Origin of the sequence: Streptomyces sp. NPDC047917 (genome assembly GCF_043204345.1) — a bacterium.
GTDB lineage: Bacteria > Actinomycetota > Actinomycetes > Streptomycetales > Streptomycetaceae > Streptomyces > Streptomyces sanglieri.
Genome location: NZ_JBIDCA010000005.1, coordinates 90,451 through 110,526, shown reverse-complemented (window position 1 = coordinate 110,526; position 20,076 = coordinate 90,451). Strand labels below are relative to the sequence as shown.

The window sequence follows — 20,076 nt, the reverse complement described above, 5'->3', positions numbered from 1 at the left end:
CAGGGTGGTCGGCGACGGCGCGCCGCCCCGGTGCGCCCGCCAGGGAGGACCCGTCATGAGCGTGCAGTTCGCATCCCGTCCCGATCTTGCCCGTAACGACGCCGGACTCGCCAAGGCGAGCACCTGGGACGTCTCCACCCCGGAGCGCATGCGGCGGACGGTCGAGGCCGTTCGAGAGGCGTGGGACAGCCGGGACTGGCCGCATCCGGGACTTCTTTCGTACACCGTCCATGCCGGTGAGGACGGGAAGACCCTGTTCCACTACAGCCAGTGGAGTGGTGAGCAGGCGTACCAGGACTTCTACCGGAACGGCAGGGACGAGCGCAACGCGGACATCGACGCCGCGGTGCCGGGCATCCGGCGGCTCGGGCTGCACACCCTGGAGCTCTACCGTTCCACGCTCCCGCCGGCGGGCGACGGGCGGGAGCCCGGCTGCGTGGTGATCGTCGACGTCGAGTTCGACGGTGCGGACAAGGCGCGGCAACGGGACTGGGTGGACACCGTGTTCGAGGCGCTGGGCACCGACCCGGCGCTCCCTCCCGGCGGAATCTCCGCGCACTTCCACGTGAGCACCGACGGGACGCGCGTGCTGAACTACGCCGAATGGGAGAGCGCCGGGGCCCACGCCGCCGCACTGGCCGCGCCCGGTGCCGGGATCGGCTCGGCCACCCCGCAGTGGGAGCGGGTGCGGTCCTACCCGGGGGTGACCGGCGGCGGGGTGCACCGGTACACGCCCGCGCTCAGCATCCGGCCGGGCGCGGGCGCGCAGCACCGCTGAGGGTGCGGGGCACCGCTACGGGCGGAAGCGGATCACCTGCGGGTCGTGGTCGCTGTTCTGATCGGCGAACTCGGCGTTGATGTGCACGCTGTCGTAGTGGAAATCGTCGATCGACGGGCTGGTCAGGATCTGGTCGAGAACCTGGCTGTTGCCCTGGTAGACGTAGCTGTAACGCTCCGAGCGCGGCAGGGACTTGATCGCCGGGTACAGTGCCCGCCCGGCGGTCAGGGCCTCGGCCGTGCCGGAGAACTCGAAGTCGTTGATGTCACCGACGACCAGCACGTCCGCGTTCTTCTGGACGCTCAGCAGCTTCTTGACGAAGGTGTTGACCGCCCGGCCCTGCGCGTGCCGCTGGACCTCGGAGGAACGCGACGGCGGCTGGTGCTCCGAGAAGATGGACTCGTCGCCGCCCTTGGACGCGAAGTGGTTGGCGACGACGAAGACCGTACGGCCGCGGAAGCTGAACTCCCCGGCGAGCGGCTTGCGGCTGTTCTCCCACGCCGGGTTCGCCGGGTCGATCCGGCCGGGCGAGAGGGTGAGGGCGGCGCGGCCCCGCACCCGGGCGACGTCGGTCGCCGTCGTCGCGTCGCCGCCGGCCCGGTCGGTGAACGAGACCCGCTCCGGGTTGAAGAGGAAGACCTGACGGATGTTGCCGCCGGGCTCGCCGCCGTCCTTCTTGTCCTCCGGGTCGATGGAGCGCCAGTCGTACGCCGGGCCGCCCGCCGCCACGATCGCGTCGGTGAACTTCTTCACCGTCACATCGGCGGCGACCGTGCCGTCGCTCTTCGCGCCGTTGTTGTCCTGGATCTCCTCCAGCGCCACGATGTCGGGCGAGGCGAGGTTGTCGACGACCGCCGCCGCGAGCGCGTCGAACTTCTCCTGCGGGTCGCTCGGGTCGAGGTTCTCGACGTTGTACGTCGCCACGGCCAGCTCGCCGCCGCGCTGCTTGCGGGTGGTCTCCCGCCGCAGGCCCTTGTCGGTGACCGTGCCCATGGTGCGGGCGGTCAGCGTGTAGCCGCCGTACTGGTTGAAGTCGAGCGGGCCCTCGGTCGTACCGGAGAGCACATCGCCCACGTCCGCCTTCGGGAACGGCTGCTGGGCGAGCGGCACCAGGGACTGGATCTGGAGCCGTCCGGTGTTCTGGGAGCGGTACGAACCATAGACGGTGCCGCCGCGGCGGGCGTCGTTCTCGCGCGGCTTCACCGTCACCCACAGCTCGGCGTGCGCGTCGGTGGCGCCGACCACCCGCGAGGTGCCGACGCTGATGTTCATCCCTTCGATCGACTCGTAGTAGTCGAGGGCGTAGCGGGACGGCGCGAGGGGCAGCGCGTTGACGGAGCCGCCCGCGGCGGGGTCACCCGCGGGGGTGTACCGGGAGGGCACCGAGCGCTCCGAGACCCGCACCGGCGCGGGCAGGGCGTTGCCGGAGGAGACCACGGTGACGGTGGGCTTGCTGATCTGGGTCAGCGACTGGTTGCCGGAGTCGAGGCCGCCAGGGACGTACTCGGTGACCGTGCCGGAGACGGTGACCGCGTCACCGACCGCGACGGTGGGCGCGGAGCCGGTGTAGACGAAGACGCCCTCGCTGGTCGCGGGGTCGGCGTCGGGGTTCGGGTCCTGGAACCAGAAGCCCTTCGAGCCGTACGTCCGCACGCCCGTGACGATGCCCGCCACGTCGCCGACCTGCTGGCCGACGAGCGGGGATATCCGGGTGGAGCCCTGGATGTCGTGGATCCGGACCTGGCCGTCCACGGGCAGGGCGGTGGTGGAGGCGGAGGCGGAGGTGGTCGCGGCGCCGGTGAGCAGACCGGCGGCGAGCGCGGCGGTGACTACGGCGGAGACGGCGGTGGTTCTGGACGATGCGGCAGGCATCACGGGCTCCGGGGGTATCGAGGGTCGGAACGGAGATCTACGCGCGTCAATCTCTTGTGTGCGCAAGGGGGTTGTCAAGGTCTGCCGGGTGGACTGCCGCTGTCCGTTTCATGAACCGGGCGGCATGGGGCGAAATGCGTCTACGCTTGGGCCGCCCGAACCGTACGCCCAGCATGCCCGGACCGTACGTCCGGTACACCCGGCACGCGCGTCCGGTACGTCCGATCCGTACGCCCGGTACGTCCCGAGGAGAACCGCCTGATGTCCGCAGAGCCCCCCACCCTGCCGCCCGTACGGCTGCGCACCGAGGCCGAGCTGGCACGGGACGCGCTCGCCGCGCCGCTGCTCGCCCGCGCCGTCCGGCTCGCCCGCTGGGCGGGCCCGGAGACCCGGGTCGGCGCCGGCGGCGAGCTCGTCGACGCCCAACTGCCCGCGGCGGCCGAGCATATCGGCCTGGCGGCGGACGAGGACGGGGCCGCGGAGGCCAGCGAGGCATGGCGGCTCGCGGTGGACACGGGGCTCGTCGACGTCGAGGACCCCGGCCAGGACGCCGGACCGGACGCGGAGGGGACCGCCCGCGCCGGTGCGAACCTGGCGCTGGTCACCGGTGGTTCGCCGAAGGACGTCCTGTCGATCTGGCTCGACGGCCTGGAGGCCGTCCACGCCGACGCCACCGCGCCCGTCTTCGACGACCTCGCCGAGCTCGTCGGCGAGGACGGCTCGATCGACTTCGAGTCCCTGGACTGGGACCCGGAGGTCGAGGCGGAATTCCTCGACGGGGTGCTCGGCAACCTGTACCTGCTCACCGTCGGCGACGGCCACGGCGGCACGGACCCCGCTCCCGTACCGCTGCCCGCCCTCGCCGCGTCGGTGATCGTCCCCGACGACATGGGCGAACCCACCGACGACATCCTTGAGCAGGTGTCCGAGGCGATGATGCGGCTGGACGACCAGTTCCGGGTCCTCGAACCCATCGGGATCGTCGAGTACCGCCCGGTGGACGAGGCGTTGCTGGTCGAGGAGGGCGAGGACGCCACCCCGCCGGCCGACGACGAGGACGTCACCCGGTACGGCATGGTGAAGCTGACCCCCCTCGGCCTCTACGGGCTGCGCAGCCGGATGCTGGAGGCCGGGGTGGACGCCCCGGCCATCGGCGACTTCGCGGACAAGGGCGCCGACGCGCTGCTCGGCGGGATCGCGTACTACCCCGAGGCGGCCGCCCGCGGCGAGGTCGAGCTGTGGCTCGACCGGCGCGGCGGTGCGGACGGCGCGGCGGCCGAACTCCTGGACGCGTCCCGGGGCATGGACCGGCAGGCACCGCTGCGCAGGCTCCACTGCCAGCAGGCGCTCGCCCTGGTCGGCGCGACGGCGGAACCCGCGGTGCGCGCGGTGCTGGACGACCCCGAGCTGGGCGGCCTCGCCCGGGTCTGGCTCGCGGAGCTGGGCGCCGCGGACGTCCCCGCGCCGCCGGAGTCGATGATCTTCTGGCTGGCCATCGACACGATCGCGGCCCAGCTGGAGACCGACGGCGATCTGGACGAACTGCAGGACCTGGTCGAGGGCCTGGCGGGCCAGCACAGCGGCTTCTTCGACGAGGCGTGGCGGGTGGCGCACCCGGCGACCGCCGATGTCCTCGAAGCGATGGGGCGGCTGCACAGCGACAAGAAGAAGGCCAAGGAGGCCCGCAAGGCGGCGTTCAAGGCCCGTTCGCGCCAGGGGGCCTGACCGCCACAGGGCCGGGTACGGGGCGGTCGGCGTGAGCGGGCCGTCCCATGGTGAACGGCGACTTCGGGACACACCTTCCGGCCAACTGCACAGGAAGGATGCCCCCCGGCGTCGCCCGTAGTTCAACTGGTGTTGGCGCGGAGGCGCGAATGTGGGCGCGCCAACCACCCGCCCAGCTGTCCCAGGAGTACGTGATGTCCTTCACGCGCAGGGAATTCACCAAACAGTCCGCCCTCACCGGTGCCGGCATCGCGCTGACCGGTACCGTCGCGGCCCTCGCCACCGCGCCGGGCGCCCTGGCCGCCGGGGACTCGAAGCACGGCCACGACGGTCACGGTCATGACCACGATCACGATCACGACCACGGTCACGGGCACGGCCGTGAGCCCGGCTACGGGCCGCTGGTCGCCGACCCCGAGGGACTGCTCGCGCTCCCCGCCGGCTTCTCGTACCGGGTCATCACCCACTGCGGGGTCACCAAGCTGGAGAGCGGCGAGTTCACCCCCTCCAACCACGACGGCACGGCCAGCTTCGAGGGCCCGCGCGGCGTCACCCTGCTCGTCAACAACCACGAGCTCAGCGGCGTCCGGGCCGACTGGGAGCACCCCGTGCCGCTCACCGACGGCCTCGTCTACGACCCGGTCGCGGCCGGCGGCTGCACCGTCGTGGAGACCCGCCGGGACGGCCGTACCGCCGAGTGGGTCGGCATCGCCGGCACGTCCACCAACTGTGCCGGTGGCGCCACCCCGTGGGGCACCTGGCTCACCTGCGAGGAGACCGAGGACAAGGCCGGCAGGAACGGTCTGCTCAAGGACCACGGCTACGTCTTCGAGGTCGACCCGTACGACAAGCGCGCCAACCGCGCCCCGCGCCCGATCAAGGCGTTCGGCCGGTACGCCCACGAGGCCGTCGTCATCGACCCCAAGCAGGGGCACGCCTACCTGACCGAGGACGCCTCGGGCCCCAACGGACTGCTCTACCGCTGGGTTCCGCCGCACGGCTTCCGGCACGGCCGCGGCAAGCTGCGCACGCTCGCCGACGACGCCGGCGTCCTCCAGGCCACCAAGTGCTTCGACAGCACCGGCAAGTTCGTCGACGACCTGTCCCGCGCCACGAAGATCGGCACGGTGTACGGCGTGGACTGGGTCGACGTCCCCGACCGTGACGCCAGGTCGGTCTCGGTGCGCAAGCAGTTCGCCGAGGGCGAGGTCACCCGCGCCCGCAAGCTCGAAGGCATGTGGTGGGGCGACGGCGGCGCCTACATCGTCTCCTCGTTCGCCCGCTCCGAGAGCCCCGTCCAGCACGACGGCCAGGTCTGGTTCTACGACCCCAAGCGCCGCACGCTCACGCTGAAGGTGCTCCTCGGCGTGAACGCCGACCCGTCGAAGGACGGCGCCTTCGACGGTCCGGACAACATCACCGTCTCGCCGTACGGCGGCCTGGTCATCGCCGAGGACGGCGACGGCGTCCAGCACCTCTTCGGCGCGACCGAGAGCGGCCGCACCTACCCCATCGCGCGCAACGAGCTGAACATCGGCAGCGAGGAGGACCCGGAGTACAGCGAGTTCACCGGGGTCACGTTCTCGCCCGACGGCAGGACGCTGTACGCCAACATCCAGACGCCGGGCATCATGCTCGCGATCACCGGCCCGTGGAAGCGTCAGCCGAACCGTCGCTGACGGGCCGTCGCCAAGCACCGGCCGAACCGTCGCTGACGGGCCGTCGCCGGATGTCCGGCAATGGCGTCCTCTCCGGCCGGCGCGCGTAATTCCCTCGCGCGCCGGACGGGCATCCCTCTAGAGTCCTGTCCGTGCCCAGGTGCGCAGGCAGGACCTACTTCCACTGTTAATGGGGATGTCGCGGGTTCGAGTCCCGCCACCGGATCCGTTCCGGTGTAGCTCAGTCGGCAGAGCACCTTCGTCGGTTCCGCCGACCTTGAACTCTGGGCACCACAACTTCATCAGCACGACTGCATCGCACCTCCCGGTGCGCAGGCTGCGGCTACTTCCTCTCACGAACCCGCCGCCGCCGACTCTGATCTCGGGAGGCACAGACGCCGGGGGGTGCCCGGTGCGCAGGCGACGGATACTTCCATTGAACTGACGGTTGCGGGTTCGAGTCCCGCCCGGCCACGGCCGGTAGCTCAATCGGGTAGAGCATCAGTAAGCCCGTCGCCGACTCCTGATCTCGGGCACCCTCTTCCGCTGTGCCTTTCCCCAACGAATTCGGGGGAATTCTCATGGCACGCTTCAACACCCGCACCACCAGGCCCCACGTCGCCTCGCCCGTGCGGACGACCGGGCGCACCGCGCCGACCCATCAGGGCGGCCGGGGACATCTGCGCGACAACCGCTCCGAACTCTTCTTGCTCGCGGTCGCCAATTTCGTTTCGCAGCAGACCTTCTACGAGGACGGCGAGCAGCGCGACGAGCGCTTCGCCGAACTGGTGCGGGTGCTCGCCGTCGGTGATCCCGAGTGGACCGCCGGCCTGCTGCACTGGCTGCGCCGCGACGGCCGGATGCGCACCGCCTCGATCGTCGGCGCCGCCGAGTACGTGAAGGCGCGGCTGGACGCGGGCGCCGAGGACGGACCGGCCAACCGCCAGGTCGTCGACTCCGTCCTGCTGCGCGCCGACGAGCCCGGTGAACTCCTCGGGTACTGGACCTCCCGCTACGGCCGGGCCGTGCCCAAGCCGGTCAAGCGAGGCATCGCCGATGCCGTGCGCCGGCTCTACAACGGCAGGTCGCTGCTGAAGTACGACACCGCGTCCAAGGGCTACCGCTTCGGCGACATCCTGAACCTGGTGCATGCCTCGCCCGACCCGCAGAAGCCGTGGCAGGGCGAGCTGTTCCGGTACGCCCTCGACCGCCGCCACCACCCCGAGGCGGCCGTGGTGCCGGTCTCGGACCGGGTCCTGAACGCCCACCGCGCGCTGATGGAGCTGCCCGTGGAGGAGCGCCGGGCCGTGGTCGAGAGCGCCGACGGGGCGGACCGGCTGGCCGCCGCGGGCATGACCTGGGAGGCCCTGGCGGGCTGGTTGCAGGGGCCGATGGACGCCACCGCCTGGGAAGCGATGATCCCGTCGATGGGCGCGATGGCGCTCATCCGCAATCTGCGCAACTTCGACGAGGCGGGTGTCTCGGACGAGGTCGCCGCGCGGGTGGCGGAGCGGATCTGCGACCCGGCCGCGGTCGCCGCGTCCCAGCAGTTCCCGTTCCGCTACCTCGCCGCCTACCAGCACGCGCCCTCGCTGCGCTGGGCCCACCCGCTGGAGCAGGCGCTCGGCCACTCGCTGGACAACGTGCCCGCCCTGCCGGGGCGGACGCTGGTCCTGGTCGACCGCTCGGGCTCGATGTGGTCGCCGCTCTCGGACCGCTCGCAGCTCAACCGGGCCGACGCCGCCGCGATCTTCGGCACGGCTCTGGCACTGCGGGCGGCCGATGCCGATCTGGTGCAGTTCGGTACGAACAGCTCACCGGTGACATTTCGCCGGAGCGAGTCCGTGCTGAAGGTCCTGGGGCGCTTCGGTGAGCTCGGCGGCACCAACACCGAGGAGGCGGTGCGCCGGCACTTCCGGGGCCACGACCGGGTGCTGATCGTCACCGACGAGCAGGCGTCGTTCTCGTACGCCGCCGACGCCGTCGCGGCGGTGCCCGCCACGGTGCCCGTCTACACCTGGAACCTGGCCGGATACCGGGTGGGACACGCCCCCTCGGGGGACGGGATGCGCCACACCTTCGGGGGTCTTTCGGACGCGGCGTTCCGTCTGGTGCCGCTGCTGGAAGCGGGCCGTGACGCGGACTGGCCCTGGATCCGCTGATCACGAATCCGGTATCAGTGCGCCCCCTGAGATGAACGGGCATGGCGTCGGGCGTTCCCAGGGCGCATACTCAAGGTAATGAAACAGTCAGCCGGATCCCGGCGCCACCTGCCTTCCAGTCCCTTCAACCGCCCGGCCCAGGCGGCCCCACCGGTCGAATTGTTCGATGTGGGCGACAGGGTGTCGCATGATCAGTTCGGACTCGGCCGCGTCCTCGCCGTCGAGGGCGACAACGACGCGGTGCTCATCGACTTCTCGGGGCGGCAGGGGAGGATCCTGAGCCCGTACTCCAAGCTGACCAAGCTCTGAGAGCGGCGGCGAGCACGCGCGGCGTTTTCCCGTCACGCTCTCCGGATTCAGGGGCACCTGCAGCCGACAGGTGCCCCTGAATGCGTATCCGGAGCCCGCTGCCGCGCTACAGCGACTGGGCGGCGGGCTTCACCATGCCGCGGACGGTGCGCGACTTCACGAAGTCGCCCATCGCCGTCATCTCCCACTCGCCGGAGAACTGCTTGATCAGCTTGGCCATCATCACGCCGGTCTGCGGCTCGGCGCCGGTCAGGTCGAAGCGGACCAGCTCCTCGCCGGTGGTCGCGTCGAGCAGCCGGCAGTAGGCCTTGGCGACCTCGGTGAACTTCTGGCCGGTGAACGAGTTGACCGTGAAGACCAGACCGGTCGCCTCCGCCGGGATCCGGCCCAGGTCCACGACGATCACCTCGTCGTCACCCGCGCCCTCGCCCGTGAGGTTGTCGCCGGAGTGCTTGATCGCGCCGTTCAGGATGGAGAGCTTGCCGAAGTAGCAGCTGTCCAGGTGGTTGCGGTTGGGACCGTAGGCGATCACGGAGGCATCGAGGTCGATGTCCTTGCCCCGGAACGCGGGCTCCCAGCCGAGACCCATCTTGACCTGGGAGAGCAGCGGCCGGCCGCCCTTGACCAGGGACACCGTCTGGTTCTTCTGGAGGCTGACCCGCCCCTTGTCCAGGTTGATCTTGCCGGGCGCGGACGCGGGTGCGGGCGGGGCCGGCGGGGCGGCGGGTGCCGGGGGCGCGGCGATCCGGGGGTCGACCGGGGCGGCGGCGGGCATCGGGGGCGCCACCGGCGCGGGCGCCGGGGCGGCGGCGGGCTCCTCCTCGACCGAGACGCCGAAGTCGGTGGCGATGCCGGCCAGCCCGTTGGCATAGCCCTGGCCGACCGCGCGGGCCTTCCAGGCGCCGTTGCGGAGATAGACCTCGATGACCACGAGCGCCGTCTCGGCGCCCAGCCGGGGCGGGGTGAACGTGGCGAGCACGCTGCCGTCGTCGGCGTTGCGCACGGTCGCGGTGGGCTCGATGCCCTGGAAGGTCTGGCCCGCCGCGTCCGGGCTCGCGGTGACGACGATCTTCTCGATGCCCGGCGGGACCGCGGTGGTGTCCACCACGATCGCGTCCGGTGCGGTGCCGCCGCCGGAGCGGTAGGTCACACCGGGGCCGCTGGGCTGGTTGTAGAAGATGAAGTCGTCGTCGGAGCGCACCTTGCCGTCTGCGGTGAGCAGCAGGCCCGAAACGTCGAGCCGCACGGGTGCGGAGACGTCCACTGCCACGCGGGCGGCGGAGAGAGGGATGTTCGAGCCGGGGGTCATAGCGGTCATGCTCGGGGTAACGAACGACCCCGCTTTGCCGTTCCCTTACTTTTCCGGCCCGGCCGGCCGGCTCCGCCGGGACCCGTCAGCGGTTGCGCGGATGGTTGCGGGCGGTGCGCTCGTTGCCGTGCTTGTACGCCCCCGTCCAGCGGGCCATCACCAGTTGCGCGTCCCCGGATCCCACCTCCGCCAGGAACTTCTCCGCCCGGCCGCCGCGCAGGGTGCCCGCGGGGCGGCCGTGGTGGGTGATGGTGACGCTCGCGTCGCCGTGCTGCTCGTACAGGAATCCGGAAGGTCTCGGCATGGCTCCGCATCCTGCCCGCAGTGCGGCGCCCTGTCGCGCGGTTTTCGGTGGCCCCGGGCCGCGGTCAGCGCGGCCAGATCGGCGGGTCGGTGCAGAAGTGGCCGCCGAGGTGCGCGTGGTCGGGGTTGTCCGGGTCCAGTTCGCCCTGCTCGGCGATGAGCCCGGCCGCGTACGGCTCGGAGTCGTCCTGCGGCTCGTACCCCAGTGAGCGTGCCGTCGTCAGGTCCCACCACAGCCGGGTGTTGTCGGAGGAGCCGTGCACGACGGTGTGCCGCACGTCCTCGGCGGTGAGCGCGGCGTGGAAGAGCCGGGCGCCGTCCGCGGGGCTCATCCAGACCGAGAGCATCCGTACCGAGGTCGGCTCGGGGAAGCAGGAGCCGATGCGCACCGAGACGGTCTCGATGCCGTGCCGGTCCCAGTACAGCTGGGCGAGGTCCTCGCCGAACGACTTGGACAGGCCGTAGAAGGTGTCGGGGCGGCGCGGGGCGCCGACGGGGATCAGCGGGTCGCCGGGGAGCGGGCGGGGGGTGTAACCGAGGACGTGGTTGGAGGAGGCGAACACGACGCGCGGCACGCCCTCCTCGCGGGCGGCCTCGTAGAGGTTGTACGTGCCCTCGATGTTCGCCCTGAGGATCTTGTCGAACGTGGCTTCCAGGGAGATGCCCGCGAGGTGGACGATCGCGTCGACGCCCCGCACGGCCTCGCGCAGTGCCTCCCGGTCGCCGAGGTCGGCGGCGATCGCGTCCGGCTCGCCGTCCACGGGGACGACGTCCAGGAGGCGGAGGTCGTAGCCGTACGCGGGCAGGAGTCCGCGCATCAGGGTGCCGAGGCCGCCGGCTGCGCCGGTGAGCAGGACGGTGCGGGGAGCGGGCATGCGCGGATCTCCTCCACGGACGGCATTCATATGTGTGGACAAGCTAAGAAGTCCTGGAGTGCGGAGTCAAGTGTGCGGCCGGGGTGGGGTGCCGCTCACCCGGTGCCGATCGCTCCGCGGTTGGCACCGGCCACCTCGGCCGTTCCTCTCCTTGACCTGCGGCTGGCGGCTGCCTTAGCGTGTGGGCGTTCATGAATATGGACGCCGATCAGAATTGTGCACGCCTGAACCGCTCAGGGAGCGCCAGTGACATCAGCCCCTCTTGCCGCCCGACTCGGCCGTGTCGCCGGGCCGCTCTTCTTCCCCGTCACCGCGTACGGACCGGACGGCGACGTCGACCTCGATGCCTTCCGCGCCCATGTGCGCACCGGCGTCGACGCCGGTGCGGCGGCGGTCTTCGCCTGCTGCGGCACCGGTGAGTTCCACGCGCTCACGCCCCAGGAGTTCCACCGCGTCGTCGCCGCGGCCGTGGAGGAGACCGCCGGAGAGGTACCCGTGGTCGCGGGGGCCGGATACGGCACGGCGCTCGCGATCCAGTACGCGAAGCTCGCCGAGGAGGCGGGCGCGGACGGGCTTCTCGCCATGCCCCCGTACCTCGTCGTCGCCGACCAGGAGGGGCTGCTCGGCCACTACACCGCGCTCGCCGCGGCCACCTCGCTGGAGACGATCGTCTACCAGCGCGACAACGCCGTCTTCACCCCCGCCACGGTCGTCGCACTGGCCACCACGCCGGGCATCATCGGTCTCAAGGACGGCTACGGCGACCTCGACCTGATGCAGCGCATCGTCAGCGCCGTGCGCACCGAGCTGCCGGGCGGGGACTTCCTGTACTTCAACGGACTGCCCACCGCCGAGCTGACCGGCCCGGCCTACCGGGGCATCGGCGTCGACCTCTACTCCTCCGCCGTCTTCGCCTTCGCGCCCGACATCGCGCTGGCCTTCTACCGGGCGCTGGACTCCGGCGACGACGAACTGACCGGCGCGCTCCTCGACCACTTCTACCGGCCGCTCGTCGAGCTGCGCGCCAAGGGCCGCGGCTACGCCGTCTCGCTCGTCAAGGCCGGGGTCCGGCTCGGCGGCCTGGACGTCGGCGGGGTCCGCACCCCGCTCACCGAGCCGCCCGCCGCCCACATCGAGGAGCTCACCGCGATCATCGCCCGCGGCCGTGCCCTGCTGGAGAAGTACGGGCAGGAGCGGCGCGGGTGAAGACCTCGGCCTTCCTCTACCCCTGGGACGTCGTCGGCGACCCGGACGCGGCCGCCCGCGTCGCGGACCTGGGCGTCGGGCAGGTGACGCTCGCCGCCGCCTACCACTCCACCCGGGCGCTGACCCCGCGCCACCCCGGGCACCGCATCGTCACCGCCGGGCACGCCGCGGTGCTCTACCCGCCGGACGCCGCCCGGTGGGCGGGGCGCGGGCTGCGACCGCACGAGCAGTCCTGGGTGGCCTCGGACGACGCGTTCGCCGAGGCCGCAGAGGCCCTCGCCGGAGCCGGTCTGGAGGTCCACACCTGGGTGGTCCTGGCGCACAACTCCCGGCTGGGCGCCGAACACCCGGACACCTCCGTGGTCAACGCGTACGGTGACCGCTACCCCTGGGCGCCGTGCATCGCCGGGGCGGCGGTCCGCGAGTACCTGATCGATCTGGCGGCGGAGGCGGCGGTCCGTGCCGGTGCGCGCGGCACCGAGCTGGAGTCCTGCGGCTGGTACGGCTTCGCCCATCTGCACGCCCACGACAAGATCGCGGGCGTGGGGCTGGGGGACGCGGCGCAGTACCTGATGTCGCTCTGCTTCTGCCCCGCCTGCCGGACCGGCTATGCCGGACAGGGGCTGGACGCCGACGAGCTGGCCGCGGCGGTGCGCGGCGCGCTGGAACCGGCCTGGGCCGGTGCCGGCTCACCGGAGACCGGCCTGGCGGGCATCGGGAAGCTCCTGGGCGCCGACCTCGCCGAAGCCACCCTCCGGTGGCGCGGCACGGTCGCCCGCACGCTCCAGGAATCCGTGGTCGCCGCCGTGCGGGCGGCGGCGGAGCCGGGGTTCCAGGTGCTGCTGCACGCCGACCCCGAGCCCCACCGCACCGGCGCGAACGTCGGCGTCGACCCGGAACACATCCTCTCCGTGGCGGACGGTGTGGTGCTGCCCTGCACCGGCGGCGACGCGGCGCGCGAGGCCGTGCTCGGCCCGTTCGCCGGGCGCGGCGGCGTGCTCGCGGCCAACTTCGGCGTGGTCACGGGGATGGGCGGCAGCCCCGCCACGCTGGAGCGGGACGCGGCGCACGCCGCATCGCTCGGCGCGGACCAACTGCGGCTGTACCACGCGGGGCTGGCCTCGTCGCCCGACCTGCGGGCCGTCACCGAGGCGCTCTCACGCCTCGGCCGGTGAAGGAGCCGGGCCGGTGGGGGAGTCCGTCAGCCTTCCCCGCCGGCCCTTCACCAGCAGGAGCGCCGTCAGCAGCGCGGCCGCGCCGACCAGCGGCAGCAGCACCCTGATGTCCACCAGCGCGATCAGGCCCGCGCCGAGCGCCAGCGCCACCGCGTTCGGCACCATCAGCAGGGTGTTGGCACTCGCGGCGGTGCGGCCCAGCACGGCCGCCGGGGCCTCCCGCTGCACCGCCGTCATCGCGGCGATCAGCACACACGGCAGCCCGATCCCGACGGCCGCGCTCGCCGCCAGCGCCACCGCGTCGTACGGCAGCGCCCGCGCCCCCACCGCCACCGCGAACAGCGCGATCCCGGCCGCCGTGAACACCCGCTCCGGAAGCCGCCGCAGCAGCGGACCGGCCAGCAGCCCGACCGCGACGGACCCGGCGCCCTGCACCGCGTACAGCACACCCGCGTACGTGGGGGAGTGCCCCAGCCCCTCGTCCACCACGGCGTAGATCGCGGCCCCGTTGAGCCCCGCGCACAGCATCGTCACCGACCCGGCGAGCACCAGCGGCCGCAGCACCGGTGAACCCCACACCTGCCGTACACCCGCGGTCAGTTCGCCCCGCCGGCCGGCCCGGGCCGCCCCGGCCGGGTGCGGCAGCGGGGCCGGCAGCAGCGCGTAGACGCCGGCCGCCAGCACGAACGACGCCGCGTCCAGCAACGCCACCGCCCCGCCCCCGAACCTCGCGTACAGCCCGGCACCGGCCAGCGGCGCCAGCAGCTTCATGCCCTCGCCGGCCATCATCCGCAGCCCGTTGAAATCGCCCAGCAACCGCTTGTCCACGGCCCCGGCGACCAGCGTCGACTCGGCCGCCTCCATCAGTACGAAGCTCGCCCCGTACAGGACGAGCACGGCGAACAGGAGCCAGACCCGGCCCGCCGGGCCGACCGTCGTCAGCGAGGCCAGCAGCCCCGCCATCACGAGATTCACCCGGACGAGCAGCCGCCTGCCCGGGATCCGGTCGGCGATCGTCCCGAGCGCCGGCCCGACCAGCACCGGCAGCCACATGGCGAACACGGCGAGCGCCGCCAGACTGTCCGATCCGGTCAGGGACTTGACCCAGACCCCGGCCGCGAGCCACATCGCGGAGGTCCCGAAACCCGAGACGACGACCGCCGCCAGGAACAGTCCCGCCGTACGGTCCCGCAGCACCCGCACCGTCGCCGACCCGCTCAACGCACCCACGACACCCACCGCACCCTCCCGACCAGCGACTTCGTCATGGGGCAAGGCTGCCGACCGAGGAGGCCCGGCGGCATCGGGAGAATGCCCTATCGCGCGCCCGGTGGGGGAGCGCCTCCCCCACCGGGCCCTAAGGGGTGTCCCGCATGCCGGATATCAGTCCGCCAGCGCCGCCTTCATCATCTTCTGGGCGATCGGCGCCGCCAGGCCGTTGCCGCTGATCTCGGAGCGTGCCGCCCCCGAGTCCTCGACGACCACGGCGACCGCGACCTCCTTGCCGCCGGCGGCGTCCTTCGCGTACGAGGTGAACCAGGCGTACGGGCTCTTGCTGTTGCCCACGCCGTTCTGCGCGGTGCCCGTCTTCCCGCCCACCTCGGCCCCGGCGATCCGGGCGTTGGTGCCGGTGCCCTCCTCGACGACGGTCACCATGGCGCTGCGCAGCTGCTCGGCGGTGGACTCGGAGACGACCCGCTCGGTGTCACCGTCCGCGAACTCCTGGAGCGGGTTGTCCTTGGAGTCGGTCACGGCGGACACCATGTGCGGAGCGGCGAGTTCGCCGCCGTTGGCGAGGGCGGCCGAGACCATGGCCATCTGCAACGGCGTCGCGGTGACCTCGAACTGACCGATGCCGGTGAGCGCCGTCTGCGGGCGGTCCATGCCGGTCGGGTAGACGCTTTTCGACGCCCGTACCGGCACGTCGAGCCTGTCGGTGTTGAAGCCGAACTTCTCCGCCATCGCCCTGACCTTGTCCTGACCGAGGTCGACGGCGGCCTTCGCGAAGACGTTGTTGCAGGAGTACTGGAGTGCGGTGCGCAACGTGGCGTTCTCGCAGGGCGCCGAGGGATTCTCGTTGCTCAGGACGGTGCTGGTGCCGGGCAGCGTGTACGGATTGGGGCTGTCCGTGCGCTCGTCGACCGAGCCGTACAGCCCGTCCTCCAGCGCCGCGGCCGCCACCACCAGCTTGAACGTCGAACCGGGCGCCAGCGGCTGCCGCAGCGCGCGGTTGACCATCGGCTTGTCCTCGTCGTCGAGCAGCCGCTGCCAGTCCTCGCCGTCCGTGGTCCCGCTGATCCTCGACGGGTCGTAGGAGGGGGTGGAGACCATGCCCAGGATCCGGCCGGTCCTCGGGTCGATCGCGACCGCCGCCCCCTTGTCGTCGCCGAGCGCCTCGTACGCGGCCCTCTGCACGTCCGGGTCGATCGTCGTCAGGACGTTGCCCGGCGCGGCCTGCTTGCGCGTCACCGCGCTCAGCGGGTTCCTCAGCCGGTCGTCGGTGCCGTCCAGCACATGGCTGTAGATCCCTTCGAGCTGGGTGGCGCCGTACGCCTGCGAGCTGTAGCCGGTGACGGCCGAGTACAGCTCGCCCTGTGTGTAGGTGCGCTTGTACGCGAGGTCGCTGCCCACCGTCCTCTTCGATCCGGTGACCGGGTTCCCGGCCACGATGATGTCGCCGAGCGGCCGCGCGTACTGCGCGATGGTGTTCCGCCGGTTGTGTTCGTCGTCTGCGAGCGCCCGTGTCTGGTACGCCTGCACCCAGGTCGCCCGCCCCAGCAGGGCGAGAACCAGCAGCAGGCAGAAGACCGAGGCTCGCCTGATCGTTCTGTTCATCCCGCCCGGACGACGAGCGGGGCGCCGCGCACCGTTCCCGAATGCGGTGATTCTCACCGGTTTCTCATGACGGGCCCGGGTGCGGGCCAGGGCACAGGTGCGGGCCAGGGCACAGGCCCCGCGGGCACCGCCGCCGGGCCCGTCGTCCGGGCGGCGGTGTCAGAGCCTCCGGGTGGCGAGCGTCAGCCGGTCCCGGGCGTCGAACAGCGCGTCCTTCACCATCTGCTCGTGCGCGGGCGTGAGCCGGGCGACCGGCACCGAGCAGCTGATGGCGTCGCGGGCGGGGGTGCGGTACGGGATCGCGACGCCGAAGCAGCGCAGCCCGAGGGTGTTCTCCTCGCGGTCCACCGCGTACCCCTGCTCGCGGACGATGTGCAGCTCCTCGATGAGCTTCTCGCGGTCGGTGATGGTGTGTTCGGTCAGCGCGGGCAGCGTCTCGGGGAGCAGCTTGCGGACCTGCTCGTCGCTGTGGGTGGCCAGCAGCGCCTTGCCGAGCGAGGTGGAGTGCGCGGGCAGCCGGCGTCCGACACGGGTGAACGGGCGCAGATAGTGCTGGGACTGCCGGGTGGCGAGGTACACCACGTTCGTCCCGTCGAGACGGGCCAGGTGAATGGTCTCCGTGGTGTCGTCGGAGAGCCGGTCCAGGGTGGGACGGGCCGCCGCGACCACCTCGTCGCCGTCGATGTACGAGGTGCCCACCAGCAGGGCCCGTACGCCGATCCCGTACCGCGTGCCCGTCGCGTCGGTCTCCACCCAGCCCAGCTCCACCAGCGTGCGCAGCAGCATGTACAGGCTGGACTTGGGATAGCCGACGGCCTCCTGCACCGCGGCGAGCGAGTGCATGCCCGGCCGCCCCGCGAAGTATTCGAGCAGTTCCACCGTCCGCACGGCGGACTTGACCTGTCCTCCACCGGATTCGGCAACCGACATCGCCCCACGCCCTTCCAGCCCACTTGCGAAACCCTGAGACTTCCTGCACCCGACGACTTCTCGAAGCGGGCGACTTCCGGAATCCGGCGGCTCCTTGCCAACATCGAACGCCCGGAAATAGAGTCGCTTCATATTCACGATCAGGAACTCTGTTCAGAATACCGAACAAACTCTGATGTGCGGCAGTGGAGCGGAAGGAATCACGGTGGCAGCAGCACCAGTCTGGAGCGTCGACCCCCGCACCGGGAACCCGCGCGAGCAGGTTGCGGTGGAGGCTACAGCGGAGGAGGTCGACCGCGCGGTCCGGGCCGCCCACGCGGTACGTGAATCGCTCGCCGACCGCACCGTGCGTGCCGCCTTCCTGCGCATCGCGGCCGATCTGCTCACCGAGGCCGGGGAACACGTCATCGAGGCCGCCGACGCCGAGACCGCACTCGGACCGGCCCGGCTGACCGGTGAACTCGCCCGCACCGCCGCCCAGTTGCGGGCCTTCGCGGAGGTCGTCGACGAGGGGGCCTACCTCGACATCCACATCGACCACGCGGACGCCACCCGCACCCCGCCCTGGCCCGACCTGCGCCGCTACAAGATCCCGCTCGGCGTCGTCGCCGTCTACGCGGCCAGCAACTTCCCGCTCGCCTTCTCCGTCCCCGGCGGCGACACCGCGAGCGCGCTGGCGGCCGGCTGCCCCGTCGTCGTCAAGGCGCACCCCGACCACCCCGCCACCTCCGAACTCTGCGCCTCCGTGCTGCGCAGGGCGGCGGCCAAGGCCGGCCTGCCCGAGGACGTCCTGACCCTGGTGCACGGCTTCGACGCCGGCATCGAGCTGATCCGGCACCCGCTGGTCGCCGCCGCCGGCTTCACCGGCTCGGTGCGCGGCGGCCGCGCCCTGTTCGACGCCGCGGCGGCCCGCCCCCGCCCCATCCCGTTCCACGGCGAGCTGGGCTCCCTCAACCCCGTCGTCGTCACCTCGGCGGCCGCCGCCGAGCGCGCCGAGGAGATCGGCGCCGGGCTCGGCGGCTCGATGACCATGGGCGCGGGCCAGTTCTGCACCAAGCCCGGCTTCGTCCTGGCCCCGGCCGGTGAGACCGGCGACCGGCTGCTGGAGTCGCTGACCGCCGCGGTCAGCGACACCGAGGCCGCGGTCCTGCTCGACCACCGGATGCGCGACGCCTTCCTCGCGGGCATCCGGACCCGGGCCGAACTCCCCGGCGTCCAGGCCCCGGTCACTCCCGGCGCGGGCGGCGACCACACCGTCTCGGCCGGCTTCCTCACCGTACCGGCGCGGCTGCTCACCGCCGAGGGCCCGCACGACGAGCTCCTGGAGGAGTGCTTCGGCCCGGTCACCGTGGTCGCCCGCTACACCTCGCACGACGAGGTCACCGCCGTGCTCTCCCGGCTCCCCGGCAACCTCACCGCCACCCTCCAGACCGCCACGGACGGCGCCGACGCCGACGCCCCCGGACTCCTCGCGGCCCTCACCCCGCTGGCCGGCCGGGTCCTCGTCAACGGCTGGCCGACCGGCGTCGCCGTCGCCCCCGCCCAGCACCACGGCGGCCCCTACCCGGCCGCCACCTCCACCTCCACCTCGGTCGGCGCCACCGCGGTCGAACGCTGGCTGCGCCCGGTCACCTACCAGACCACCCCCGAGGCCCTGCTCCCGCCGGAGCTGCGCGAGGACAACCCCCAGGGCCTTCCCCGCCGGGTGGACGGACGCCGCGCATGACCCCGCACCTGCCCGAACTCCCCTTCGAGCTCAGTCCGTTCGGGCCCGAGGGCAGCTGGATGTACGAGGACGGCGTACTGACCGGCAGGGCGGGCGCCCGCCAGGACCGGTTCGTACCGCCGGGCGGAGCCTCTCCAGACCCCGCGAGCGACGCCCCCCGCCTGCTCGGTGCCGCGCCCCGGGGCGACTTCCAGCTGATCGCCCGGGTCCGGGTCGGCTTCGCGGCCGCCTTCGACGCCGGGGTGCTCTACCTGCACGTCGGGGAACGGGAGTGGGCCAAGCTCTGCCTGGAGCTCTCCCCGGACCGCCCCACCGTCTGCACGGTCGTCACCCGGGGCCGCTCCGACGACGTCAACTCCTTCACCGTGGACGCCGACAGCTGCTGGCTGCGCCTGAGCCGCACGGGCGACGCGTTCGCCTTCCACGCCTCCGCCGACGGCGAGAAGTGGACCTTCGTCCGCGTCTTCGCCCTGGGCGACCCGGAGCACGCGGCCGACGCCTCGGTGGGCTTCCTGGTCCAGTCGCCGACGGGTGACGGCTGCGAGGCATCCTTCGACCGGATCGAGTTCCGCGCGACGGCTCCGGACGACCTGCGGGACGGAAGCTGATGACCGCCCGGGCGGGGGAGACGTTCGGGACCGGCCGCGCGGTGTCCGACATCGAGGCGCTGCTCACCGGTCCGGTGCCCGCCACGGGCCCGACGGTCGACGAGGGGGAGCCGGACACCGGGGAGTGGTCCGCGACCGCCGGTGAGGGCTTCCGGATCGTGCCGCTCTGGGAGAGCGACGATCTCGTGGGTGTGTACGAGCGCGAGTGGGAGGAGGCCGAGGAGGCCGCCACCGGACATCTCGCCGATCTCGTGGGCGAGCTGGACCGCAGGTGGGGCGCCCACCGGACGGCGGGCATGCGGGTGCCGATCTTCCGCGATCTCGCGGGCGAGCCCCTGCCCCCGCTGTACCGGGCGCTGTGCGACACGGACTGCCTCGGGGACCTGAGGGTCTGGGGGCCGGTGGACGGCCGGTGGGTCGCGGTCTCCCTCAACCAGTGCGACGGTGACGCGCCGATGGTCCTGGCCGCGGTGGTCGCCGACCGGCCGATCGTCGAGCTCGACGACGGGGAGTGACGACGGGGCGGGCCGCGGGCCGGGCGGCGTCGGCTGCACCGGGCGGTGCCGGACGGCCCCCCGGGGCCCGGGGCGAGGTGGACCGGACCT

At 72.4% G+C, this 20,076-nt stretch carries 17 protein-coding genes and 1 tRNA gene; 11 read left to right on the top strand and 7 right to left on the bottom strand.

What is annotated here, in order from left to right:
• Window positions 1-55 precede the first annotated feature (55 nt).
• Window positions 56-778, top strand: coding sequence for an antibiotic biosynthesis monooxygenase (locus ACGF8B_RS13305; RefSeq protein WP_392737603.1), 723 nt, complete (start codon window positions 56-58; stop codon window positions 776-778).
• A 15-nt stretch (window positions 779-793) separates the two neighbouring features.
• On the opposite strand, the gene ACGF8B_RS13300 is transcribed toward ACGF8B_RS13305, so the two are convergent.
• Window positions 794-2,650 (bottom strand): endonuclease/exonuclease/phosphatase family protein, encoded by a 1,857-nt coding sequence (locus ACGF8B_RS13300; protein WP_392737601.1) that lies wholly within the window; start codon window positions 2,648-2,650, stop codon window positions 794-796.
• 261 nt (window positions 2,651-2,911) lie between these two features.
• Between ACGF8B_RS13300 and ACGF8B_RS13295 the strand changes: the two genes are divergently transcribed.
• From ACGF8B_RS13295 to ACGF8B_RS13275, 5 genes are all read left to right on the top strand, one after another.
• The gene (locus ACGF8B_RS13295; RefSeq protein ID WP_392737599.1) at window positions 2,912-4,375 is read left to right on the top strand and encodes a hypothetical protein; all 1,464 of its coding nucleotides are present in this window, start codon (window positions 2,912-2,914) and stop codon (window positions 4,373-4,375) included.
• 194 nt (window positions 4,376-4,569) lie between these two features.
• Window positions 4,570-6,054, top strand: coding sequence for an alkaline phosphatase PhoX (locus ACGF8B_RS13290; RefSeq protein WP_392737597.1), 1,485 nt, complete (start codon window positions 4,570-4,572; stop codon window positions 6,052-6,054).
• Between the two features lie 135 nt (window positions 6,055-6,189).
• Window positions 6,190-6,259: transfer RNA gene (locus ACGF8B_RS13285), tRNA-Asn, on the top strand.
• Window positions 6,260-6,614: 355 nt separating this feature from the next.
• Window positions 6,615-8,195 carry a TROVE domain-containing protein gene (locus tag ACGF8B_RS13280; RefSeq protein WP_392737595.1) on the top strand — a complete coding sequence of 527 codons (1,581 nt, stop codon included), beginning with the start codon at window positions 6,615-6,617 and terminating at the stop codon, window positions 8,193-8,195.
• A gap of 78 nt (window positions 8,196-8,273) precedes the next feature.
• A complete protein-coding gene (locus ACGF8B_RS13275) occupies window positions 8,274-8,504 on the top strand; it encodes a hypothetical protein (protein WP_037711258.1) in 231 nt (76 codons plus the stop codon).
• 106 nt (window positions 8,505-8,610) lie between these two features.
• Here the strand turns inward: ACGF8B_RS13275 and ACGF8B_RS13270 are convergent, their stop codons facing one another.
• The 3 genes from ACGF8B_RS13270 to ACGF8B_RS13260 form a co-directional block, all read right to left on the bottom strand.
• Window positions 8,611-9,822 (bottom strand): TerD family protein, encoded by a 1,212-nt coding sequence (locus ACGF8B_RS13270; protein ID WP_392737593.1) that lies wholly within the window; start codon window positions 9,820-9,822, stop codon window positions 8,611-8,613.
• Between the two features lie 76 nt (window positions 9,823-9,898).
• Window positions 9,899-10,117: a hypothetical protein gene (locus ACGF8B_RS13265; protein WP_342287156.1), complete on the bottom strand. Its 219-nt coding sequence runs from the start codon at window positions 10,115-10,117 to the stop codon at window positions 9,899-9,901.
• 64 nt (window positions 10,118-10,181) lie between these two features.
• Window positions 10,182-10,991 (bottom strand): NAD-dependent epimerase/dehydratase family protein, encoded by an 810-nt coding sequence (locus ACGF8B_RS13260; protein WP_392737591.1) that lies wholly within the window; start codon window positions 10,989-10,991, stop codon window positions 10,182-10,184.
• A gap of 246 nt (window positions 10,992-11,237) precedes the next feature.
• Between ACGF8B_RS13260 and ACGF8B_RS13255 the strand changes: the two genes are divergently transcribed.
• Both ACGF8B_RS13255 and ACGF8B_RS13250 read left to right on the top strand, forming a co-directional pair.
• A complete protein-coding gene (locus ACGF8B_RS13255; RefSeq protein ID WP_392737589.1) occupies window positions 11,238-12,197 on the top strand; it encodes a 5-dehydro-4-deoxyglucarate dehydratase in 960 nt (319 codons plus the stop codon).
• Window positions 12,194-13,372 (top strand): hypothetical protein, encoded by a 1,179-nt coding sequence (locus tag ACGF8B_RS13250; RefSeq protein WP_392737588.1) that lies wholly within the window; start codon window positions 12,194-12,196, stop codon window positions 13,370-13,372. The genes ACGF8B_RS13255 and ACGF8B_RS13250 overlap by 4 nt, the downstream gene beginning before the upstream one ends.
• On the opposite strand, the gene ACGF8B_RS13245 is transcribed toward ACGF8B_RS13250, so the two are convergent.
• The 3 genes from ACGF8B_RS13245 to ACGF8B_RS13235 all read right to left on the bottom strand — a co-directional run bounded on the left by ACGF8B_RS13245 (window position 13,355) and on the right by ACGF8B_RS13235 (window position 17,137).
• Window positions 13,355-14,611: an MFS transporter gene (locus ACGF8B_RS13245; protein ID WP_392737586.1), complete on the bottom strand. Its 1,257-nt coding sequence runs from the start codon at window positions 14,609-14,611 to the stop codon at window positions 13,355-13,357. The two genes, ACGF8B_RS13250 and ACGF8B_RS13245, sit on opposite strands and share 18 nt — an antisense overlap.
• A 144-nt stretch (window positions 14,612-14,755) precedes the next feature.
• A complete protein-coding gene (locus tag ACGF8B_RS13240) occupies window positions 14,756-16,207 on the bottom strand; it encodes a peptidoglycan D,D-transpeptidase FtsI family protein (protein WP_392737584.1) in 1,452 nt (483 codons plus the stop codon).
• A gap of 159 nt (window positions 16,208-16,366) precedes the next feature.
• Window positions 16,367-17,137: an IclR family transcriptional regulator gene (locus tag ACGF8B_RS13235; protein WP_342287150.1), complete on the bottom strand. Its 771-nt coding sequence runs from the start codon at window positions 17,135-17,137 to the stop codon at window positions 16,367-16,369.
• 205 nt (window positions 17,138-17,342) lie between these two features.
• On the opposite strand from ACGF8B_RS13235, the gene ACGF8B_RS13230 reads away from it, so the two are divergent.
• The 3 genes from ACGF8B_RS13230 to ACGF8B_RS13220 are packed head-to-tail and all read left to right on the top strand — an operon-like array spanning window position 17,343 to window position 19,986.
• On the top strand, window positions 17,343-18,863 hold the full coding sequence (locus ACGF8B_RS13230; protein ID WP_392737582.1) for an aldehyde dehydrogenase (NADP(+)): 1,521 nt from the start codon (window positions 17,343-17,345) through the stop codon (window positions 18,861-18,863).
• Window positions 18,860-19,471 (top strand): DUF1349 domain-containing protein, encoded by a 612-nt coding sequence (locus ACGF8B_RS13225; protein ID WP_392737580.1) that lies wholly within the window; start codon window positions 18,860-18,862, stop codon window positions 19,469-19,471. The genes ACGF8B_RS13230 and ACGF8B_RS13225 overlap by 4 nt, the downstream gene beginning before the upstream one ends.
• The gene (locus ACGF8B_RS13220) at window positions 19,471-19,986 is read left to right on the top strand and encodes a hypothetical protein (protein ID WP_392737578.1); all 516 of its coding nucleotides are present in this window, start codon (window positions 19,471-19,473) and stop codon (window positions 19,984-19,986) included. The genes ACGF8B_RS13225 and ACGF8B_RS13220 overlap by 1 nt, the downstream gene beginning before the upstream one ends.
• Window positions 19,987-20,076: the final 90 nt, after the last annotated feature.